Annotated in this window: 15 protein-coding genes; 1 reads left to right on the forward strand and 14 read right to left on the reverse strand. The window is 58.0% G+C overall.

Annotated elements, in window-relative coordinates; all coding sequences use genetic code 11:
• Positions 1–43: 43 nt before the first annotated feature.
• The 6 genes from IPI80_RS05845 to IPI80_RS05870 form a co-directional block, all read right to left on the reverse strand.
• On the reverse strand, positions 44–1111 hold the full coding sequence (locus tag IPI80_RS05845; protein WP_413858088.1) for a branched-chain amino acid ABC transporter permease: 1068 nt from the start codon (positions 1109–1111) through the stop codon (positions 44–46).
• Positions 1112–1125: 14 nt separating this feature from the next.
• Positions 1126–2109 carry a branched-chain amino acid ABC transporter permease gene (locus IPI80_RS05850; protein ID WP_413858090.1) on the reverse strand — a complete coding sequence of 328 codons (984 nt, stop codon included), beginning with the start codon at positions 2107–2109 and terminating at the stop codon, positions 1126–1128.
• Positions 2106–2831 carry an ABC transporter ATP-binding protein gene (locus IPI80_RS05855; RefSeq protein ID WP_413858092.1) on the reverse strand — a complete coding sequence of 242 codons (726 nt, stop codon included), beginning with the start codon at positions 2829–2831 and terminating at the stop codon, positions 2106–2108. The genes IPI80_RS05850 and IPI80_RS05855 overlap by 4 nt, the downstream gene beginning before the upstream one ends.
• Positions 2828–3628, reverse strand: a complete 801-nt coding sequence (locus IPI80_RS05860) for an ABC transporter ATP-binding protein (protein WP_413858094.1) — start codon at positions 3626–3628, stop codon at positions 2828–2830. Before IPI80_RS05860 ends, IPI80_RS05855 begins: the two co-directional genes overlap by 4 nt.
• A gap of 154 nt (positions 3629–3782) precedes the next feature.
• Entirely contained in the window at positions 3783–5000 is a 1218-nt protein-coding gene (locus IPI80_RS05865; RefSeq protein WP_413858096.1) for a substrate-binding domain-containing protein, read from the reverse strand.
• Between the two features lie 176 nt (positions 5001–5176).
• Positions 5177–6661: a sigma-54 interaction domain-containing protein gene (locus IPI80_RS05870; RefSeq protein WP_413858098.1), complete on the reverse strand. Its 1485-nt coding sequence runs from the start codon at positions 6659–6661 to the stop codon at positions 5177–5179.
• Positions 6662–6866: 205 nt separating this feature from the next.
• Between IPI80_RS05870 and IPI80_RS05875 the strand changes: the two genes are divergently transcribed.
• Complete coding sequence (locus IPI80_RS05875; RefSeq protein ID WP_413858100.1) at positions 6867–7250, forward strand: RNA-binding S4 domain-containing protein; 384 nt, start codon at positions 6867–6869, stop codon at positions 7248–7250.
• Here the strand turns inward: IPI80_RS05875 and IPI80_RS05880 are convergent, their stop codons facing one another.
• The 8 genes from IPI80_RS05880 to IPI80_RS05915 form a co-directional block, all read right to left on the reverse strand.
• Positions 7251–8426 (reverse strand): acetyl-CoA C-acyltransferase, encoded by a 1176-nt coding sequence (locus IPI80_RS05880; protein ID WP_413858102.1) that lies wholly within the window; start codon positions 8424–8426, stop codon positions 7251–7253. It abuts the gene before it with no gap.
• Between the two features lie 23 nt (positions 8427–8449).
• The gene (locus tag IPI80_RS05885) at positions 8450–9964 is read right to left on the reverse strand and encodes a M20 family peptidase (RefSeq protein ID WP_413858707.1); all 1515 of its coding nucleotides are present in this window, start codon (positions 9962–9964) and stop codon (positions 8450–8452) included.
• Positions 9961–12060: a 3-hydroxyacyl-CoA dehydrogenase NAD-binding domain-containing protein gene (locus IPI80_RS05890; protein WP_413858104.1), complete on the reverse strand. Its 2100-nt coding sequence runs from the start codon at positions 12058–12060 to the stop codon at positions 9961–9963. Before IPI80_RS05890 ends, IPI80_RS05885 begins: the two co-directional genes overlap by 4 nt.
• Positions 12061–12179: 119 nt before the next feature.
• Positions 12180–12875: an ABC transporter ATP-binding protein gene (locus IPI80_RS05895; RefSeq protein WP_413858106.1), complete on the reverse strand. Its 696-nt coding sequence runs from the start codon at positions 12873–12875 to the stop codon at positions 12180–12182.
• 2 nt (positions 12876–12877) lie between these two features.
• Entirely contained in the window at positions 12878–13660 is a 783-nt protein-coding gene (locus IPI80_RS05900; RefSeq protein ID WP_413858108.1) for an ABC transporter ATP-binding protein, read from the reverse strand.
• A complete protein-coding gene (locus IPI80_RS05905; protein ID WP_413858110.1) occupies positions 13657–14946 on the reverse strand; it encodes a branched-chain amino acid ABC transporter permease in 1290 nt (429 codons plus the stop codon). Before IPI80_RS05905 ends, IPI80_RS05900 begins: the two co-directional genes overlap by 4 nt.
• A 4-nt stretch (positions 14947–14950) precedes the next feature.
• Positions 14951–15985: a branched-chain amino acid ABC transporter permease gene (locus IPI80_RS05910; protein WP_413858112.1), complete on the reverse strand. Its 1035-nt coding sequence runs from the start codon at positions 15983–15985 to the stop codon at positions 14951–14953.
• A 93-nt stretch (positions 15986–16078) separates the two neighbouring features.
• Positions 16079–17314 (reverse strand): branched-chain amino acid ABC transporter substrate-binding protein, encoded by a 1236-nt coding sequence (locus IPI80_RS05915; protein ID WP_413858114.1) that lies wholly within the window; start codon positions 17312–17314, stop codon positions 16079–16081.
• Positions 17315–17434 lie beyond the last annotated feature (120 nt).

The raw sequence follows: 17434 nt of genomic DNA on the forward strand, positions 1-17434 counted from the left end.
CATGTCTCCAGTTGTGGTTATGAATCAAAGCGCTACGGCGTGGTTAGTGCTGCGCACGGAGCGCGCGCAACTTCCCCACCACGCCCGAGGGAAAGTAATAAACCGAAAGCACAAACAAGACGCCCAGCCAGAGCAGCCAGCGGTCAGGCGACAGCAGTGCCGACAGCCAGGGCAAGGCGCTGGTGGCCTCGCTGCCCAGGCGCAGCAGGTCTTGCAGATAACTTTGTGCGACGAGAAACAGCACCGCGCCAATGGCCGCGCCGTAAATGGTGCCCATGCCGCCGATGACGACGATGAGCAGCACGTCGATCATGATTTCAAACGACAGCGAGGTGTCTGGCCCGTTGTAGCGCAACCAGACGGCCAGCATGGCACCGGCCAGGCACGCGAACAAGGCAGACAACACGCTGGAAAGCGTGCGGTACACCACCACGCGGTAGCCAATAGCCTCGGCGCGGAATTCGTTTTCACGAATCGCCTGCAGCACGCGACCAAATGGCGAATTGACGATGCGCAGCAGCGCCAGCACCAGCACAACTGCGGTCACAAAGAGCAGGTAGTAGGTAAGCAGTCGCCCGTCCAGCGAAACGCCCAAGAACGGGTCTTCGGCAAACTCGTGGCTCGGCGAGAGCAGCTCAGGCAGTCGGAAGGTGAGGCCGTCTTCACCGCCGGTGATCTCGAAAAGTTGCGAAGCCAGGGTCTGGAACGCTGCCGCCACGGCCAGCGTGATCATGGCGAAGAAGATGGCGCGCACCCGCAACGAGAACAGGCCCACCGCCAACGCCAGCACAAAAGACACGGCCAAGCCACCGGCAATGCCCACTGCCAGAGCATCCCAGCCCGCACCCATGCGTGTACTGGCCACGGCCACACCGTAAGCGCCGATGCCAAAGAACATGGTGTGCGCAAAGCTCACGATACCGGTGTACCCCAACAGCAAATCGAAGCTGGCGACCAGCACGATGAAAATCAGCACCTTGGCCGCGACCGACAGAGCCTTGACGCCGGGAAACAAGAACGGCGCAAAGGCGAGCCCGAGGAAGATGGCAAGCAGCACCACGGTCAGTACGCGGCTGCGCGGATAGTCACCAGAGAGGATACGATTCAGCATGACGTGGCTCCGGTTCAGCGGCTTGTGACCGGATAAACGCCCTGTGGGCGCCACAGCAGAATGGCAACCATCAGCGCGATGTTGGAAAACAGCGCCACCTTGGGCACCAGAAAGCCCGTGTAGTTGGCCATCAGGCCCACCAGCAGCGCACCAATCAAAGCCCCACCTGTGCTGCCCAGGCCGCCGATGATGATGACAATGAAGATCAGCACGTTGACCTGCGCGCCCATCTGCGGAATCACACTCTGTTGGTACAGACCCCACATCACGCCACCCAGCCCGGCAAGCGCACTGCCCGCCACAAAAACACCAATGAACAATCGCCGGATGCGGTAGCCCAGCGACTCGACCATCTCGCGATCCTGCACGCCGGCGCGGATCAAGAGGCCTACCTTGGTACGCGCCAAAGTCCACGCCAACAAGCCGAAAACCAGCAGACCCACGACCACGGCAATCAGGCGGTATTTCTCAATGGCCGCATCGCCGATGAAGAGCGAGCCCTGCATGCCAGCCGGCAGCGGCAGCGGAATCTGCGCCGGACCCCAGATCATCTTGATAATCTCTTCACCGATGATCATCCCGCCCATGGTGATGAGGATCTGCTTCAAGTGCTGGCCATACACCGGCCGCACGATGAAGCGCTCAAACGCCAAGCCCACGGCACCAGCCACCAACATAGCGATGAGCATGGCCGGGATGACTGCCACCAGGTTGCGCCAGAGCTCTTGCGAGCCAGTCCAGTCGGGCATGCTACCCAACACGCTCACCGCCACAAAGGCACCGAGCGCAATGAACACGCCGTGGCCGAAGTTGAGCACGTCCATCAGGCCAAAAATCAGCGTCAGACCCGAGGCAATGATGAAGATGATCATTCCCATCGCCAGCCCGGCCACCGTCAGCGTGAGCCAAGTCGAAGGCGAGCCAATGAAGGGCACCACCATCAGCGCCAGCACCGGCACAAGCGCCAGCGGCTTCCAGTCAAAGTTGCTATTTTTCATATCGCCAACCCCAGCAAGGCGTGTTGCAATTCTTCGTTGTCAGCCAGTTCTTTCATGGAACCGCTATGGACCACCTTGCCGTTGTCCATGACGGCCACGCTGTCGCCCAGGCGTTTGGCAAAATTGATGTTTTGCTCGACGAGCAAGATCGTCACACCGCGCTGCTTGAGCTGGTCGAAGGCAGAGATCATGTTGTTGATGATGGCCGGCGCCAGCCCCTTGCTGGGCTCGTCCACGATGAGCAGCTCACGCGGCTCGACGATGGCACGTGCTACTGCCAGCATCTGCTTTTGCCCGCCCGAGAGCTTGCCAGCCGGGTGGTTCCAGAATTTCTCCACTGCTGGAAACAACTGAAAAATCCAGGCCAGCCGTTCACCGTCCATTTGCGCGGCAGTGCGTGCGCTGCGCGCGGCCAGCAGCATGTTTTCCTTCACCGTCAGGTCAGCAAAGATGCCCATGTTCTCGGGCACGTACGCAATGCCAAGTCCGGCAATCTGCGGCGTGGCCAGGCGCGTGATGTCTTGTCCGTCGAACTTGACTGTACCTTTAGACGCAAGCCACAGGCCCATGATGGTGCGCAGCGTGGTCGTCTTGCCCGCGCCATTGCGCCCAAGCAGCATGGTGACTTCACCCCGTGGCACGGCCAGGTCAACGCCATGCAGGATATGGTAGGCCGCGATGTGGGTGTGTACCCCTTTGAGAGTAAGCAGAGGCTGGTTCATGGGGTACTGCTCCCTACGCCTTGAGGGGGAAGCCTGGGATCGGGGGGAGCCACCCCCAAGTAAGCTTCTTGCACCACCGGCGAGGCAATCACTTCAGCTGGCAGACCATCGGCCACCAGCGTGCCGTTGGTGAGTACGATGATGCGGTCGGCCAGCTCGCCCACCACGTCCATCTTGTGTTCGACGAGCAAAATGATCTTGCTCTTGTCTTTCTTCAGTTCACGAATCAGATTCAGGATTACCGGTGCCTCGTCGTGGCTCATGCCGGCTGTGGGTTCGTCAAACATATAGACCTGCGGGTCCAGCGCCATCAACAGTGCCACTTCGAGCTTGCGCTGATCGCCATGCGGCAGGCTGGCAACGGGCGTTTTCGCGCGATCGAACAGTGCCACGCTGGCCAGGATGCCGTCGGCCTTCGCAATCAGGTCGGTGTGGTCGCTCCAGATGCTCCACAGGTTTAGCCCGCGCCGGTGGCGGCCCGGCTGTGCCGCTTGCACCGCCAGGCGCACGTTTTCCTCCACCGTAAGTTGTGGGAACAGGTTGGTGAGCTGAAACGCCCGTCCAAGCCCGGCCCGCGCGCGTTCGGGTACCGACAGACCAGAGAGTTCGCGCCCGCCCAACAACACCTGCCCGGCCGAGGCCTTGAGCTGGCCGGAGATAAGGTTGAAATACGTCGTCTTGCCAGCGCCGTTGGGACCAACGATGGCCGTCAGTGTGCCGGGCGCAAAGGCGCAACTCACGGCGTTGACAGCGACGTGGCCACCAAAGCGGATCGTCAGGTCTCGGGTTTCAAGCATGGCGCAAAGTATTTAGGCAAAAGGTGGGTATGGCGCAATCAATGAATGCGCTTCCAGCGAAGAACAGAGGATTTATTCAGGGCCAAGAGCCCTGACCAGCCGGCCTCAATAGCGTGAGGCCGGCGCCACCCAAAAACGGGCGGAAGCAGCGGGCTTAGCGCTGATTGCGGATAGGAATATTCATCTCTTCCGCCTTGATTTCGTGCACCAACTCAGGCACGCCCCAGGCAAAGGCTGGATCGTTCTTGATCTTGAAGTGGTACATGCTTTGCATTGCCTGATGATCTTCCTTGCGGAAAGTCATCTTGCCCTTGGGTGTGTCAAAGCTCATGCCTTCCATGGTCTTGATCAAGTTGTTGGTCTTGGTGTCGCCATGGGTCTTTTTGAGCGCCGTCACCAACGCCATGGCTGCGGAGAAGCCACCAGCGGTAAAGAAATCTGGTGGTGTCTTGTATGCCTTGTAGTGTGCGGCGACCAAGGCGTCATTGACAGGGTTCTTGGGAATGCCGAAGTAATAGTAGGTTGCACCTTCCATACCCGGAAAGTTTTTGTACGCCGCCATGGCCGGCAGGATATTGCCACCGGAGAAGACGTCAATGCCGTACCGTTTTTTCAGGTCTTGCGCTGCCAGCGCGTTGAAGGGTGGCGTACCACCGGCCCAGATAACTTCGATCGCCTTCTTGCCGGGCTTGTCCTTCAACGCATCCACGATGCGTTGAATGCCAGCGGTAAAGTCGGTCGTGTTTTGCGGCAGGTATTCCTCGTGCCCGATCTTGGCGTGCTTGAGGTTGTCCTTGAAAGCTTTCACGCCGTCACGGCCAAAGGCATAGTCCTGGGCCAGTGTGGCCACGGTGACGCCATCCTTGTCCATGGCCGTGGCGTTGCTGATGGCGTCCTGGCTGGAGTTGCGGCCAGTGCGGAAGATGTACTTGTTCCACTTGTCACCGGTAATGGAGTCGGCCACAGCGGGCTCGACCAACAGAATTTTTTTGTACTCCTCAGCGACCGGCAACATGGCAAGCGCCACGCCCGACGAGGTCGGGCCGACCGCAATGTCGGCCTTGTCGTCCGCGTAGGCAGCTGCCAGCAGGCTCTTGCCAAGGTCTGGTTTGCCCTGGTCGTCACGCTCCATCAGCACAATCTTCTTGCCAGCCACCATCATGGTGCCTTCAGTGGCGTATTCCAAACCCATTTGCAGACCCGTTTGCGTCTGTTTGCCATAGGCCTCCAACGGACCGGTCTTGCTGTAAATGTGGGCAATTTTGATTTCCCCAGATTGAGCAAAGGCAGTGCTGCCGACAACGGCTGCGCACAGGCCAGCAGCGATCAGTGCCGCGCGAGTGGCTGCAGCTTTCAGATGGATGGGATGCATGCATGTCTCCTGTAGTAATAGTGAACCCGGCATGGTTCAGCATGATTCATGCCAGATGAAGAGGCCTTGATTTCATTGGCTATTTTCTAACATCAGTCAAGAATTTGAACTAATGTCTAATTTAAATACAATTAAATTGTCTAATTTTTGGACGATATGTATTTATATTGAACATATTACAATCGTCCGTACAGCGTAGCGCGGGCAATGCCCAACGCTTTCGCAGCAGCCACTTTATTGCCTTTGTGTGCAGCCAAAGCTGCCTGAATCGCGCGAGCCTCCAACTCAGCCACCTGCACCGCCAGCGGACGTAGCAGACCAGCCGCATCCGGCGCCGGATTTACCGTTGGTGGCACGGCCAAGTCCGGCTGCACGGCGGCTGCGGTCAGTGGCGGTAAACCGGACTCACGCAAGACGGCTTCAATGGCCTGCACCTCAATACGGTGAGACTCGCTGCGCATAGCGGCCTGCTCCAACACGTTACGCAGTTCGCGGATATTGCCACGCCAGAGCTGTGCTTCCAGCAGGCCCAACGCCTCGCGGCTGAGCTCGGGGGAAGGCAACCCACTGCGCAGGGCCACGTCTTCACCCAGTACCTCCAACAATGCGGCAATGTCGGCGCGGCGCTCGCGCAGGGGCGGCACGCGAACGGGCAACACGTTGAGGCGGTAAAACAGGTCTTCCCGAAATGTTCCCTCGCGCACCAGCTGGGCAAGATCGCGCGAGGTGGCGGCAATCACCCGCACGTTGATTTGCAGCAGCTTGTTGGAGCCCAGGGGCTCAATCTCGCCCTCCTGCAGCGCACGCAGCAGCTTGCTTTGCAAGGCCTGCGGCATATCGCCAATTTCATCGAGAAACAGGGTTCCCCCACTGGCCAGCAGAAACTTGCCGTCGCGCCCCTTGCGGTCAGCCCCGGTAAATGCGCCCGGCGCATAACCAAAAAACTCGGCCTCCAGCAGGGACTCGGGCACTGCCGCAATATTGACACTGATAAATGCGGCTTTGGCGCGTGACGACGCTGCATGAATGGCATGGGCCAACAGTTCTTTGCCGGTGCCGGTTTCTCCCAACAGCAGAACCGGACTACTGGACTGCGCTGCCCGGCGCGCCTGGCGCTTGACCTCGACTGCGGCGGGGCTTTGCCCCACAAAGCTGGCAAAGGTGTATTTGGACTGGCGTTGCCCGCTGCCTTGTAGGCGTTGACTGGCAAGTTCACGCCTGGCGTCGTCAAGGTCGCGCTGAAGCCGCGCAAATTTCTCGATCAGCGGCTGCAGCGTCGTCTCTGGATGGTCGAACAGCACAATGCCCAGCGCACCAATCACCTGCCCCGCCGCATCGCGCAGCGGAATGCGACTGACCACAAATGTGCCGGCACGGTTGGTGAGCAGGTCAATCAGGATGGGCTTGCCAGTTTCCAGCACATGGTGCATTTGGGTGTTTTGCACCACCTCCGACACTAGGTGGCCAACAAAATCTTCTGCCCGCTCATACCCCAAGGCCGGCAAGAAACGTTTGTATTGGTCGTTGATCCAGACCACGCGGGCAGCACGGTCCACCAGCATCATGCCTTCGCTGGCGTTGGCAAACAGGTCAAACATGGAGCGCGCTGCCAGCTCCAGAATGCTCTGGGCGTCGCGCGGCAGGGTATCCGTGTTTTCCATGGGCGAATGTTAACGCGCCGGGTTGCCCATGTCCGCGGGATAGGCAGAACAATGATTTACTATTATTTTTATAGTGCCTTGCGTATATTCCACGAGGGCTAGAGGCCAAGTTAACAGTCCACTAACTAACCGGGTGCCGGACGCAATGGCGCGAAACTGCTTGATAAGGTTAGACGGTAACATTGGGCCGTACAACACTGTAACCATGGAATCCACCCGAATCGACAAATGGCTGTGGGCCGCACGCTTTTTCAAGACACGCTCACTGGCCACTGAAGCCGTCAACCACGGCCATGTACTCATGGGTCAGCAAGCCCTCAAGCCCTCCAAGGAGGTACGTGTGGGGGATGTACTGACCGTTTGGCAGGCCAATATATCGCATGAGGTGGTGGTACAGGGAATCAGCGAACAACGCGGCCCCGCACCTGTGGCGCAACAGCTTTACACCGAAACCCCTGAAAGCCTGGCTCAACGGGCGCAAGCCGCCGAGCACAGGCGCCTGAACCCCGAACCCGCCCACACCCTGGAGCATGGTCGCCCCACCAAGCGCGACAGGCGCGCGCTGGAGAAGACCTGGGGTGACCGTTAGTTACAGCACTTCAAAGATGCCGGCGGCACCCATGCCACCGCCAATGCACATGGTCACACACACCCGCTTGGCACCACGGCGCTTGCCTTCGATCAGCGCGTGGCCAGTCAGGCGCTGGCCGCTAACACCGTAGGGGTGGCCCACCGCAATGGCGCCGCCGTTGACGTTGAGCCTGTCCGCCGGAATACCCAGCTTGTCACGGCAATAGATCACCTGAACGGCAAACGCTTCATTCAGTTCCCACAGGTCGATGTCGCTGACCTTCAGACCCAGCCGCGCCAGCACCTTGGGAATGGCATAGACCGGGCCAATACCCATTTCGTCCGGCTCGCAACCGGCCACAGCAAAGCCCAGGAAACGGCCCAGGGGCTTGAGGCCCTTTTGCTCGGCAATTTTTTCGTGCATCACCACCACGGCGCCACCGCCATCCGAAAACTGGCTGGCATTACCCGCAGTGATCAGGCCACCGGGCACGGCAGAACGCAGGCCGCTGATGCCTTCCTTGGTGGTACCGGCGCGGATGCCTTCGTCATCACTGACGGTGACTTGCTTGGTCATCAGACCCATAACCTTGTCGGCCACACCCATAGTCACAGTGATGGGGGCAATTTCGGCCTTGAACAAACCGGCTTCCAGCGCCGCGGTGGCCCTTTGCTGGCTGGCGGCACCGTATTCGTCCATGGCGTCACGGCCGATGTTGTAGCGCTTGGCTACGTTCTCAGCGGTCTGCAGCATATTCCAGTAAATCTCGGGCTTGTTCTTGACCAGCCAGGGGTCATTGAGCATGTGCGTGTTCATCTCTTGCTGCACGCAAGAGATGGCTTCGACACCACCGGCCACATAGATATCGCCTTCATTGGCAATGATGCGTTGCGAGGCGATGGCAATGGTCTGCAAACCGGAGGAGCAAAAGCGGTTGACGGTCATGCCCGAGGTGGTGACGGGGCAGCCCGCACGCAGCGCGATCTGGCGTGCGATGTTGGCGCCGGTGGCGCCTTCGGGCGTGGCACAGCCCATGATGACGTCGTCCACCTCGGCCGCCTCAATGCCGGCGCGCTTAATGGCATGCTCCACGGCGTGGCCACCCAGCGTGGCACCGTGGGTCATGTTGAACGAACCTTTCCAGCTCTTGGCAAGCGGGGTGCGGGCGGTCGATACGATTACTGCGGATGTCATGGTCAGTCCTTTTCTAATGGAATTCAGGGTTTGGGCGCCTGGGCACCCTGGCTAATCAAACGGTGGTAGAAGCGGATGGCTTCTGCGTAATTGGCAACCGAGAGGCGCTCGTTGGTGCCATGGAAACGTTTTAAGTCTTCGGCGTTCGCGCGCACTGGGGAGAACTTGAAGATATGGTCGCTGATCTCGCCGTAATGAACGGAGTCAGTCGCCGCAATCATCAGGCCCGGTGCCACCAGCACGCCAGGAAACACTTCATGAATGGTCTTGTCGAGCAGGCGGTACTGTGCCGAGTCGGTGGGCGCCACTTTGGATGCATCCACTGCGCCCGGCAAGGCCATCAGCTCAAATTTATCGGCCCCAACGGCCTGCCCGACTTCCTTGCGCACATGCTCCATAACCTGCTCTTTGGTGTCACCCGGCAGGATGCGGAAGTTGACTGTTGCCTCGGCGCGTCCGGGCAATACGTTTTCCTTGTTGCCCGCATTCACAATGGTCAGCGCCGTGGTGGTACGCAGCATGGCATTGGTGCTGCCAGCGCCCTCCAGCTGTTTTTGCACCACCGGGCCAAACAGCCACAGGTTGGACAAGGCCACGCGCGAAAAGCCGCCCATTTCGGGCGCCAGCGTGTCGAACATTTCACCACCCACACCGCGAATACCACCCGGCAACTGCTCGTCATCAAGCCGCTTGAGGGCGGCACTCATCATGGCAATGGCGCTGGTGCCCTTTTTGGGTGGCATGGAGGAGTGACCCGGCGTTGCGGACATCTTCAGCACCACCGACAGGTAACCTTTCTCGGCCACACCAATCAATGCCGCCGGCTTGGTCAGGCCAGGCAGGATGCCGTCTAGCACCAACAAACCTTCATCAATGACGAAGTCCAGACGAATATTGCGCTCCTTGAGTACAGCCGCAATCTTGGCGGCTCCGCGCAGACCGCTCACTTCTTCATCGGCGCCATAGGCCAAATAGACGGTCCGTTCGGGCTTGTAGCCACTAGCCACCAGCATCTCGACAGCTTCCATCTGCGACATCAGGTTGCCCTTGTCGTCCCAGGAGCCACGGCCCCAGACAAAGCCATCCTTCACCTCACCACTGAACGGCGCAACTTGCCAATCACCCTCGGTACCAGGCGCAACCGGCACCACGTCCTGGTGTGCAAGCAACAGGATGGGTGGCGCCTTGGGGTTGCTGCCTTCCCAGGTGTAGAGCACGCTCAACTCGCCAATCAGTTCACGCTTGAGCACGGCATGCGCCTTGGGAAAGCGCGTCTGCAACAGGCTGTGCAGCTGGCGGAACTGGTCCGCGTTCAGGCTGGCATCGTCGCGGGATGACACGGTGCGCAAGCGCACTGCCTCACCCAGGCGCGCGCTGGCGCCGGCTTCGTCCACAGCAACCGGTGCCACTGCCGCCACGTCCATTTGGCGCGAGCCCTTGCGCACCGTGTTGATTCCCACCACCGCAGCCAATAACACCAACGCGGCCAAAACAAACAGGGCAATTTTGCGGATCATGGTATGACCTGCTGCGCTCAGTTAAAGGTCTTGCCTTCAGCAACCAACTTCGCCAAAAGCGGCGCAGGTTGCCAGAACTTGGCGTCGTCCAGTGGATTCTGGGCAAAGCGGTTCATGGCTTGGACCACATTGAACAGGCCCACTTCATCGGCATAGTTCATCGGGCCACCACGGTGCGCCGGGAAGCCATAACCGAAGATGTAGACAATGTCGATGTCGCTGGCCTTGTTGGCAATGCCCTCTTCCAGAATATGTGCGGCCTCATTGACCAGGCTGAACACCAGACGTTGCACAATTTCTTCATCCGAAATTTTGCGTGGTGTGATGCCAATGGCCTTGCGGTGGGCTTCAATCATGGCCACCACTTCTGCATTGGGAATGGCGTCGCGTTTGCCGGGCACATAGTCGTACCAGCCGGCGCCAGTTTTCTGGCCAAAGCGGCCCTTTTCGCACAACAAGTCAGCCGTTTTGCTGTATTTCATGTGGGGCTTTTCGCTGTAGCGGCGCTTGCGGATGGCCCAGCCAATATCGTTACCCGCCAAGTCACCCATGCGGAATGGGCCCATGGCCATGCCAAATTTTTCCATAGCCTTGTCCACCTGTGCGGGGGTGCAGCCCTCGTCCAGCAAGAAGCCACCTTGACGGCCATATTGCTCGATCATGCGGTTGCCAATGAAGCCGTCGCACACACCGGACACCACTGCCGTCTTTTTGATCTTCTTGGCGACTGCCATGACAGTGGCCATGACGTCCTTGGCGGTCTTCTCGCCACGCACCACTTCCAGCAGCTTCATCACGTTGGCGGGGCTGAAGAAGTGCAGCCCCACCACGTCTTGTGGACGATTGGTAAAGGAGGCGATTTTGTTGACATCGAGTGTGGAGGTGTTGGAGGCCAGAATGGCACCGGGCTTCATCACGCGGTCCAATTCCTTGAACACGGTCTCTTTCACGCCGATTTCTTCAAACACAGCTTCGATCACCATATCGGTGCCGGTCAGGTCGTCGTAGCTCAGGGTGGTGGTCAGCAGGCTCATGCGCTGCTCGTACTTGTCTTGCTTGAGTTTCTTCTTGGTGACCTGGGCTTCGTAGTTTTTGCGGATGGTGGCCACGCCACGGTCCAGCGCTTCTTGCTTCATTTCCAGCATCTTGACGGGAATGCCCGCGTTCAAGAAGTTCATGGCAATACCGCCTCCCATGGTGCCAGCGCCAATGATGGCCACGGATTTGATGTCGCGTTGCGGGGTGTCCGATGGCACATCGGGAATCTTGGATGCAGCCCGTTCGGACAAGAACAGGTGGCGCAGGGACTTGCTCTCGGGTGTCAGCATCAAATTGATGAAGATCTCGCGTTCCACTGCCATGCCAGCATCAAATTTGTTCTTGGTGGCGGCTTCTACGGCATCCACACATTTGGCGGGCGCCGGGAAATTCTTGGACATGCCCTTGACCATGTTGCGGGCAAATTGGAAATAGGCATCGCCCTGGGGATGCTTGCAGGGCATATTGCGCACAACAGGCATGGGACGCACGTCGGCCACAGATCGGGCAAAGGCCAGGGCTTCTTCCGCCAGCGATGCGGTGGATGCCGCCATTTTGTCGAACAGCTTCTGGCCGGGCAACATCGCCAGCATTTCGCTCTTGATGGGTTCGCCGCTGACGATCATGTTCAGCGCCGGCTCCACGCCCAATACGCGTGGCAAGCGCTGTGTGCCACCAGCACCGGGAATGAGGCCCAGCTTGACTTCGGGCAGTGCAATGCTGGCGCCAGGCGCTGCAATGCGGTAGTGGCAACCCAGTGCCAGTTCAAGGCCACCGCCCATGGCAACAGTATGAATCGCCGCCACAATTGGTTTGGCGGAATTTTCCAGTACGCCAATGACGCTGATCAGATTGGGTTCTTGTAGTGCCTTCGGCGATCCGAATTCCTTGATGTCGGCACCGCCGGAGAAGGCTCCACCGGCGCCCGTCACGACAATGGCTTTGACGGCTGCATCGGCATTGGCCTTGGCCACACCATCCGTAATGCCTAGCCGAGTCGAGAGACCCAGACCGTTGACCGGCGGGTTGTTGAGAGTGATGACGGCGACGTCGCCGTGGACTTGGTATTGGGCGGTCATGCTTGCATTCCTTGGTGTGGTAGTGGTCTAACCAAAAATAGAACGATCGTTCGTTTTCAATTGTAGGGGGAATATCTACCGTCCCCCGAGGCGGCATGTCACAGTTGGGACAAAAGCAATTACACCTCCAGCCATTCCTTGCGGATGGCGCTGTTGGCACGCAGTTCGTCGGGTGTTCCTTTAAAAACGATGTGCCCATGGCCCATGACCAGGCAGCGGTCGGAAATCTTCATGGCAATGGTGAGTTTTTGCTCAATCAGCAATACCGAGATACCGCGCTTGCGCAACTCTTGCAGGTATTCGGCCACCAACTCCACGATCTTGGGCGCCAGCCCTTCCGTAGGCTCATCAATGATGATTAGGTCCGGGTCACCCATGAGGGTGCGACACAGAGTCAACATTTGCTGCTCGCCGCCAGACAACACCCCGGCTTCGGTGTGCTCCCGCTCTTTGAGGCGGGGGAACATCTTGTACATGTCATCAAATGACCAGCGCGGGTTCTTTTGTTCGCGTTTTTGGCCTAGCAGCAGATTCTGGTGCACGGTGAGCTTTGGGAAGATGTCACGACTTTCAGGCACGTAGCCAATGCCCAAATGGGCGATCTCAAAGGTCTTCTTGCCCAGCACTTCCTTGCCTTTCCAGATCATGGACCCCTTGCAGTCAACCAGACCCATCATGGACTTGGCTGTGGTGGAACGGCCTGAACCGTTGCGGCCCAGCAAGGCCACAATTTCGCCACCATTGATCTCCATATCCACGCCATGCAGCACATGGCTCTTGCCGTAAAAGGCATGTAAATTTGATAGTTTCAGCACAATCAGTGTTCTCCGGCCTGGGCATCTGCCACTGACGAGCCCAGATAGGCTTCTTGTACCTGCGCATTCGCGCGGACGGCTTCCGGCGTGTCAAACGCAATGACCTCTCCGTACACGACCACGGCAATCTTGTCGGCCAGGCCAAAAACGACGCCCATATCGTGCTCCACAGTCAAAAGCGTTTTACCCTCGGTCACAGTCCGAATCAGCGAAATGAAGCGCTCAGTTTCGCTGGAGCTCATCCCAGCAGTAGGCTCGTCCAGCAAAATTACATTGGCACCTCCGCCGATGGTGATGCCAATCTCCAGCGCGCGCTGCTCGGCATAGGTCAGGTTAATGGCCAACACGTCCCGCTTCTTTTCCAGGTTGATCATCTTCATCAACTCGATTGCGCGGGCGTTGGCGTCATCCAGCTTGGACAAGAACCTGAAAAACGTGTACTTGTAGCCCAGGCTCCACAACACGCTGCAGCGCAGGTTCTCAAACACGCTGAGCTTGGGGAAGATGTTGGTGATTTGAAAGCTGCGTGACAAACCCAAACGGTTGATCTCGTAGGGCTTCATGCCCATGATGGGCGTGCCATTGAGCAGCACTTCCCCGCTGGTGGCGCCAAAGCGGCCACTAATCAGATTAAACAGCGTGGACTTGCCGGCACCGTTGGGGCCAATCACCGCGATACGTTCACCATGGCGCACCGCCAGGTTGATACCGCGGATGATCTCGGTCTTGCCAAAGCTCTTGCGCAGATCCTTGAGTTCCAGCGCATAGGTGGTCTCTGCACTCATTCTGCGTTCTCCGGATTCATTTTCTTCTCAATAAACTCCTGGATCTCTTTCCACTTGAACGCAAACCGTCGGCGGGTCAGTTCAAAAAGGCCAAAGCCCACCAGCGCCACCAGCGCAGCACCAAACCAGCTTTGGGCACTGGCTACATTGAGCGTGGTGCCCAGGAAAACCAGTTCAGACCCCTGCGAGGAGTTAAGTTGCAAGTGGTAGGTCATCTCGACCATGGCCGCAGCACCGCTCAAGGCCATAAGCAGAGTAGCCGCCATGGCCAGGTAGTTGCCCAAAAGCTGCTTAAGCTTGCCGAAGGCGGCTACGCGAACGTTCATCATGATCAGGCTGGCAATACCGCCAGGCGCATACATCACCATAAACAAAAAGATCAGGCCCAGATACAGCAGCCAGGCCTTGGTGAATTCACTGAACAGCACAAATGCCAGCACCATGAGCACCGCACCAATGATGGGGCCGAAGTAGAAGGTCGCACCTCCCAAAAACGTGAACAGCAGGTAGGCGCCTGACCGTGCCGCACCCACCACTTCGGCGGTCACGATCTCGAAGTTCAATGCACCCAGACCACCGGACACACCAGCAAAAAAGCCGGCAATGATGAATGCGGTGTACCGGATGCGCTGGGTGTTATAGCCCACGAACTCCACACGCTCGGGGTTGTCACGCACCGCGTTAAGCATGCGCCCTAACGGCGTGGCCGTAAAGGCAAACATGGCCACAACTGACAAGAAGGTGTAAACCGCAATCAGGTAATACACCTGAATGGGGGGGCCATAGGTGATACCCATAACGGCATTGCCCGTGACCCGGTTACCCGACACGCCACCTTCACCCCCGAAGAACTCTGGGATCATCAGCGACATCGCAAACACCAGTTCGCCGAGGCCCAGGGTAATCATGGCGAAGGTCGTTCCGGCCTTGCGGGTTGTCACGTAACCAAACAGCACGGCAAAGCCCATGCCAAAAAAGCCTCCGACGATGGGCACCAATGACACCGGCATGGGCAAGCTGCCACCGCTGATCGCGTTGAGTGCATGAATCGCCCCAAAGGCACCAAGGCCGGTATATACCGCATGTCCGAAACTGAGCATGCCGCCCTGCCCCAGCAACATGTTGTAGGACAGACATGCAATGATGGCGATGCCCATTTGCGACAGCACTGTCATGCCAAGACCACTCGTAAACACAAGGGGCGCCACTGCCATCACCAAAGCGAAGAGGCCCCACACCACGATACGGCCCGTGTTGAACAGGCCCGGTTTGTTGTTGTTCGGCATATTCTTATCCCTCCCGCGTGCCCAGCAAACCCTTGGGCCGGAAGATCAGGATCAGCACCAAAAACAGATACGGCAGGATGGGCGCAATCTGCGACAAAGTCAGTTTGACAAAAGAGTTATTCAGGGCCGCGTCGCTCAGAGGAACTCCCATTTGATGTGCCATAGAGGCCACCGAATAGTCGAACGCCACCGCAAAGGTCTGAATCACACCAATCAACACTGAGGCCAGAAACGCGCCAGAGAGTGAACCCATACCACCCACCACCACCACCACAAAAATAACCGGCCCAAGCGTAGCGGCCATCGCTGGTTCGGTCAGAAAGGTACTGCCGCCAATCACGCCGGCCAGACCAGCCAGAGCACAGCCGGCGCCAAAGACCAGCATGAAAATGCGCGGCACGTTGTGGCCCAGCGACTCCACGGCTTCAGGATGGGTCAAAGCAGACTGGATGACCAAACCGACGCGGGTACGTGTGAGTAACAGCCAAACAGCCATCAGCATCACCAACGCCACCAGCATCATGAAGCCACGGGTGGCCGGAAATGGCGAGCACACCACTCGAACTGCCGCATCTGCTGAACTGCACAACTCAGCAGGTGCCGCGCCCCACAACACGCTCAGACCCTTGACCGAATTGTTTATCAACGTGAGGGCCGGGCCCTGCAGGATCTCGGGTGGACGAAATTCCAGTGCAATGCGACCCCAGATCAACTGGATCAGATCCAGAATTACATAGGACAGGCCGAAGGTAATGAGCAGTTCGGCCACATGACCATACTTGTGCACCTTGCGCAGGCTAATGCGTTCAAACAGGGCCCCCAGGGCACCCACCACGAGGGGGGCAATCACCAAAGCGGGCCAAAAACCGACCGCCTGCGCAACTGAGTAGCCCACATAAGCACCCAGCATGTAGAAAGACGCATGGGCGAAGTTCAATACGCCCATCATGCTGAAAATCAGTGTCAGCCCCGAGCTCAGCATGAACAGCAACAAGCCGTAACTCAGCCCGTTGAGCATCGAGATGATGAAAAACTCCATTATCGAGAGACCTTTCTCCTCGGTAAAAACAAAAAAGCCCGATGCGGCAAAACCGCTCGGGCTCTCGACTCAAGCGCCCAGGGCGTTACAGGGTCAGGAAGGGCGCTTCATCTGGCAGCTGGTGGGCGTGCTGGAGACATAGTTGGCGTATTCCATGACCGGTGCCAGGGTCATGCCCGTACCTTCAGGGCTGTAGGGGTACTTTTTGTCCGCCTTTTGCCAGACCGTGATGTACAGCGGCTGCTGGAGCTGATGATCGGCTTTGCGCATTTCCACTTCGCCGTTAAAGCTATTGACCTTGATGCCTTCCAGGGCAGCCGCAACTTTGACTGGATCGGTAGATTTGGCCTTGGCCATGGCTGCACCCAGCGTCTGGAAGATACGGATGGTGGCGCCGGTGTAGAAATCGTCCTTGTACTTGTCGTGGAATTCCTTCATCCACTTGTCCATCTGGCCGCCCATGTTGTAGTGGTTATAGGCCACCTGGTACACGCGTCCAGCACCGTTGGTACCCAGCGCGGTTGGTGTGCCGGTTACGCCAGCGTAGTATGTGAAGAACTTGCCGGTGTAGCCGTTTTCGTTGGCCGCCTTGATCAGCAACGACAAGTCAGAGCCCCAGTTGCCGGTGATCACAGTGTCCGCACCCGACGCCTTGATCTTGGCGATGTACGGTGCGAAGTCACGTACTTGGGCCAACGGATGCAGGTCCTCGCCAACAATCTTGATGTCAGGACGCTTGCGGGCCAGGGTTTCTTTGGCGTACTTGGCAACCTGCACACCATGGGAATAGTTTTGACCCAGGATGTAGACGTTCTTAATGTCTTTCTGGGTTTCCATGAAGCTGGACATAGCTTCCATCTTCATCGAGGTGTCTGCGTCAAAGCGGAAGTGCCAGTAGCTGCACTTGCTGTTGGTCAAATCGGGATCCACAGCAGCGTCATTCAGGTAAATGACTTCCTTGCCCGGATTGCGTTCGTTGTACTTGGTCACCGCATCGGTCAAAGCCAGTGCTACGGAAGAACCGTTGCCCTGAATGATGTAGCGTGCGCCTTGGTCGATAGCAGCCTTCAAGGCATTCAGACTTTCGGTCGGGCTCAACTTGTTGTCAATACCGGTGACTTCAAACTTGACACCGGCGGGGTTGCCTGCGCCACTGAACTTTTCAGCGAAGAACTGATAGCCCTTGAGCTGACTGACACCAACGGGTCCCAGAAGTCCAGTCAGTGGATCGATGCGAACCATTTTTACAGTCTCGCCCTTCTGGGCCATAGCCGATGTAGCACATACGATTGCGACCGTGGCAGCGACAAATTTCAACGCAAATTTCATGTCAGAGACTCCTTGAAAAAGACTGATGCAAGCGTACAAGAATTACCGCACTGCATCGGGAGGGTTTCCCCTAAACCGTATCACCTTGGCGACTGGCACCCCGGTGACACGGAACACTCA

The organism is Candidatus Aalborgicola defluviihabitans (genome assembly GCF_016705985.1).
Classification (GTDB): Bacteria; Pseudomonadota; Gammaproteobacteria; order Burkholderiales; family Burkholderiaceae_C; genus Allorhodoferax; species Allorhodoferax defluviihabitans.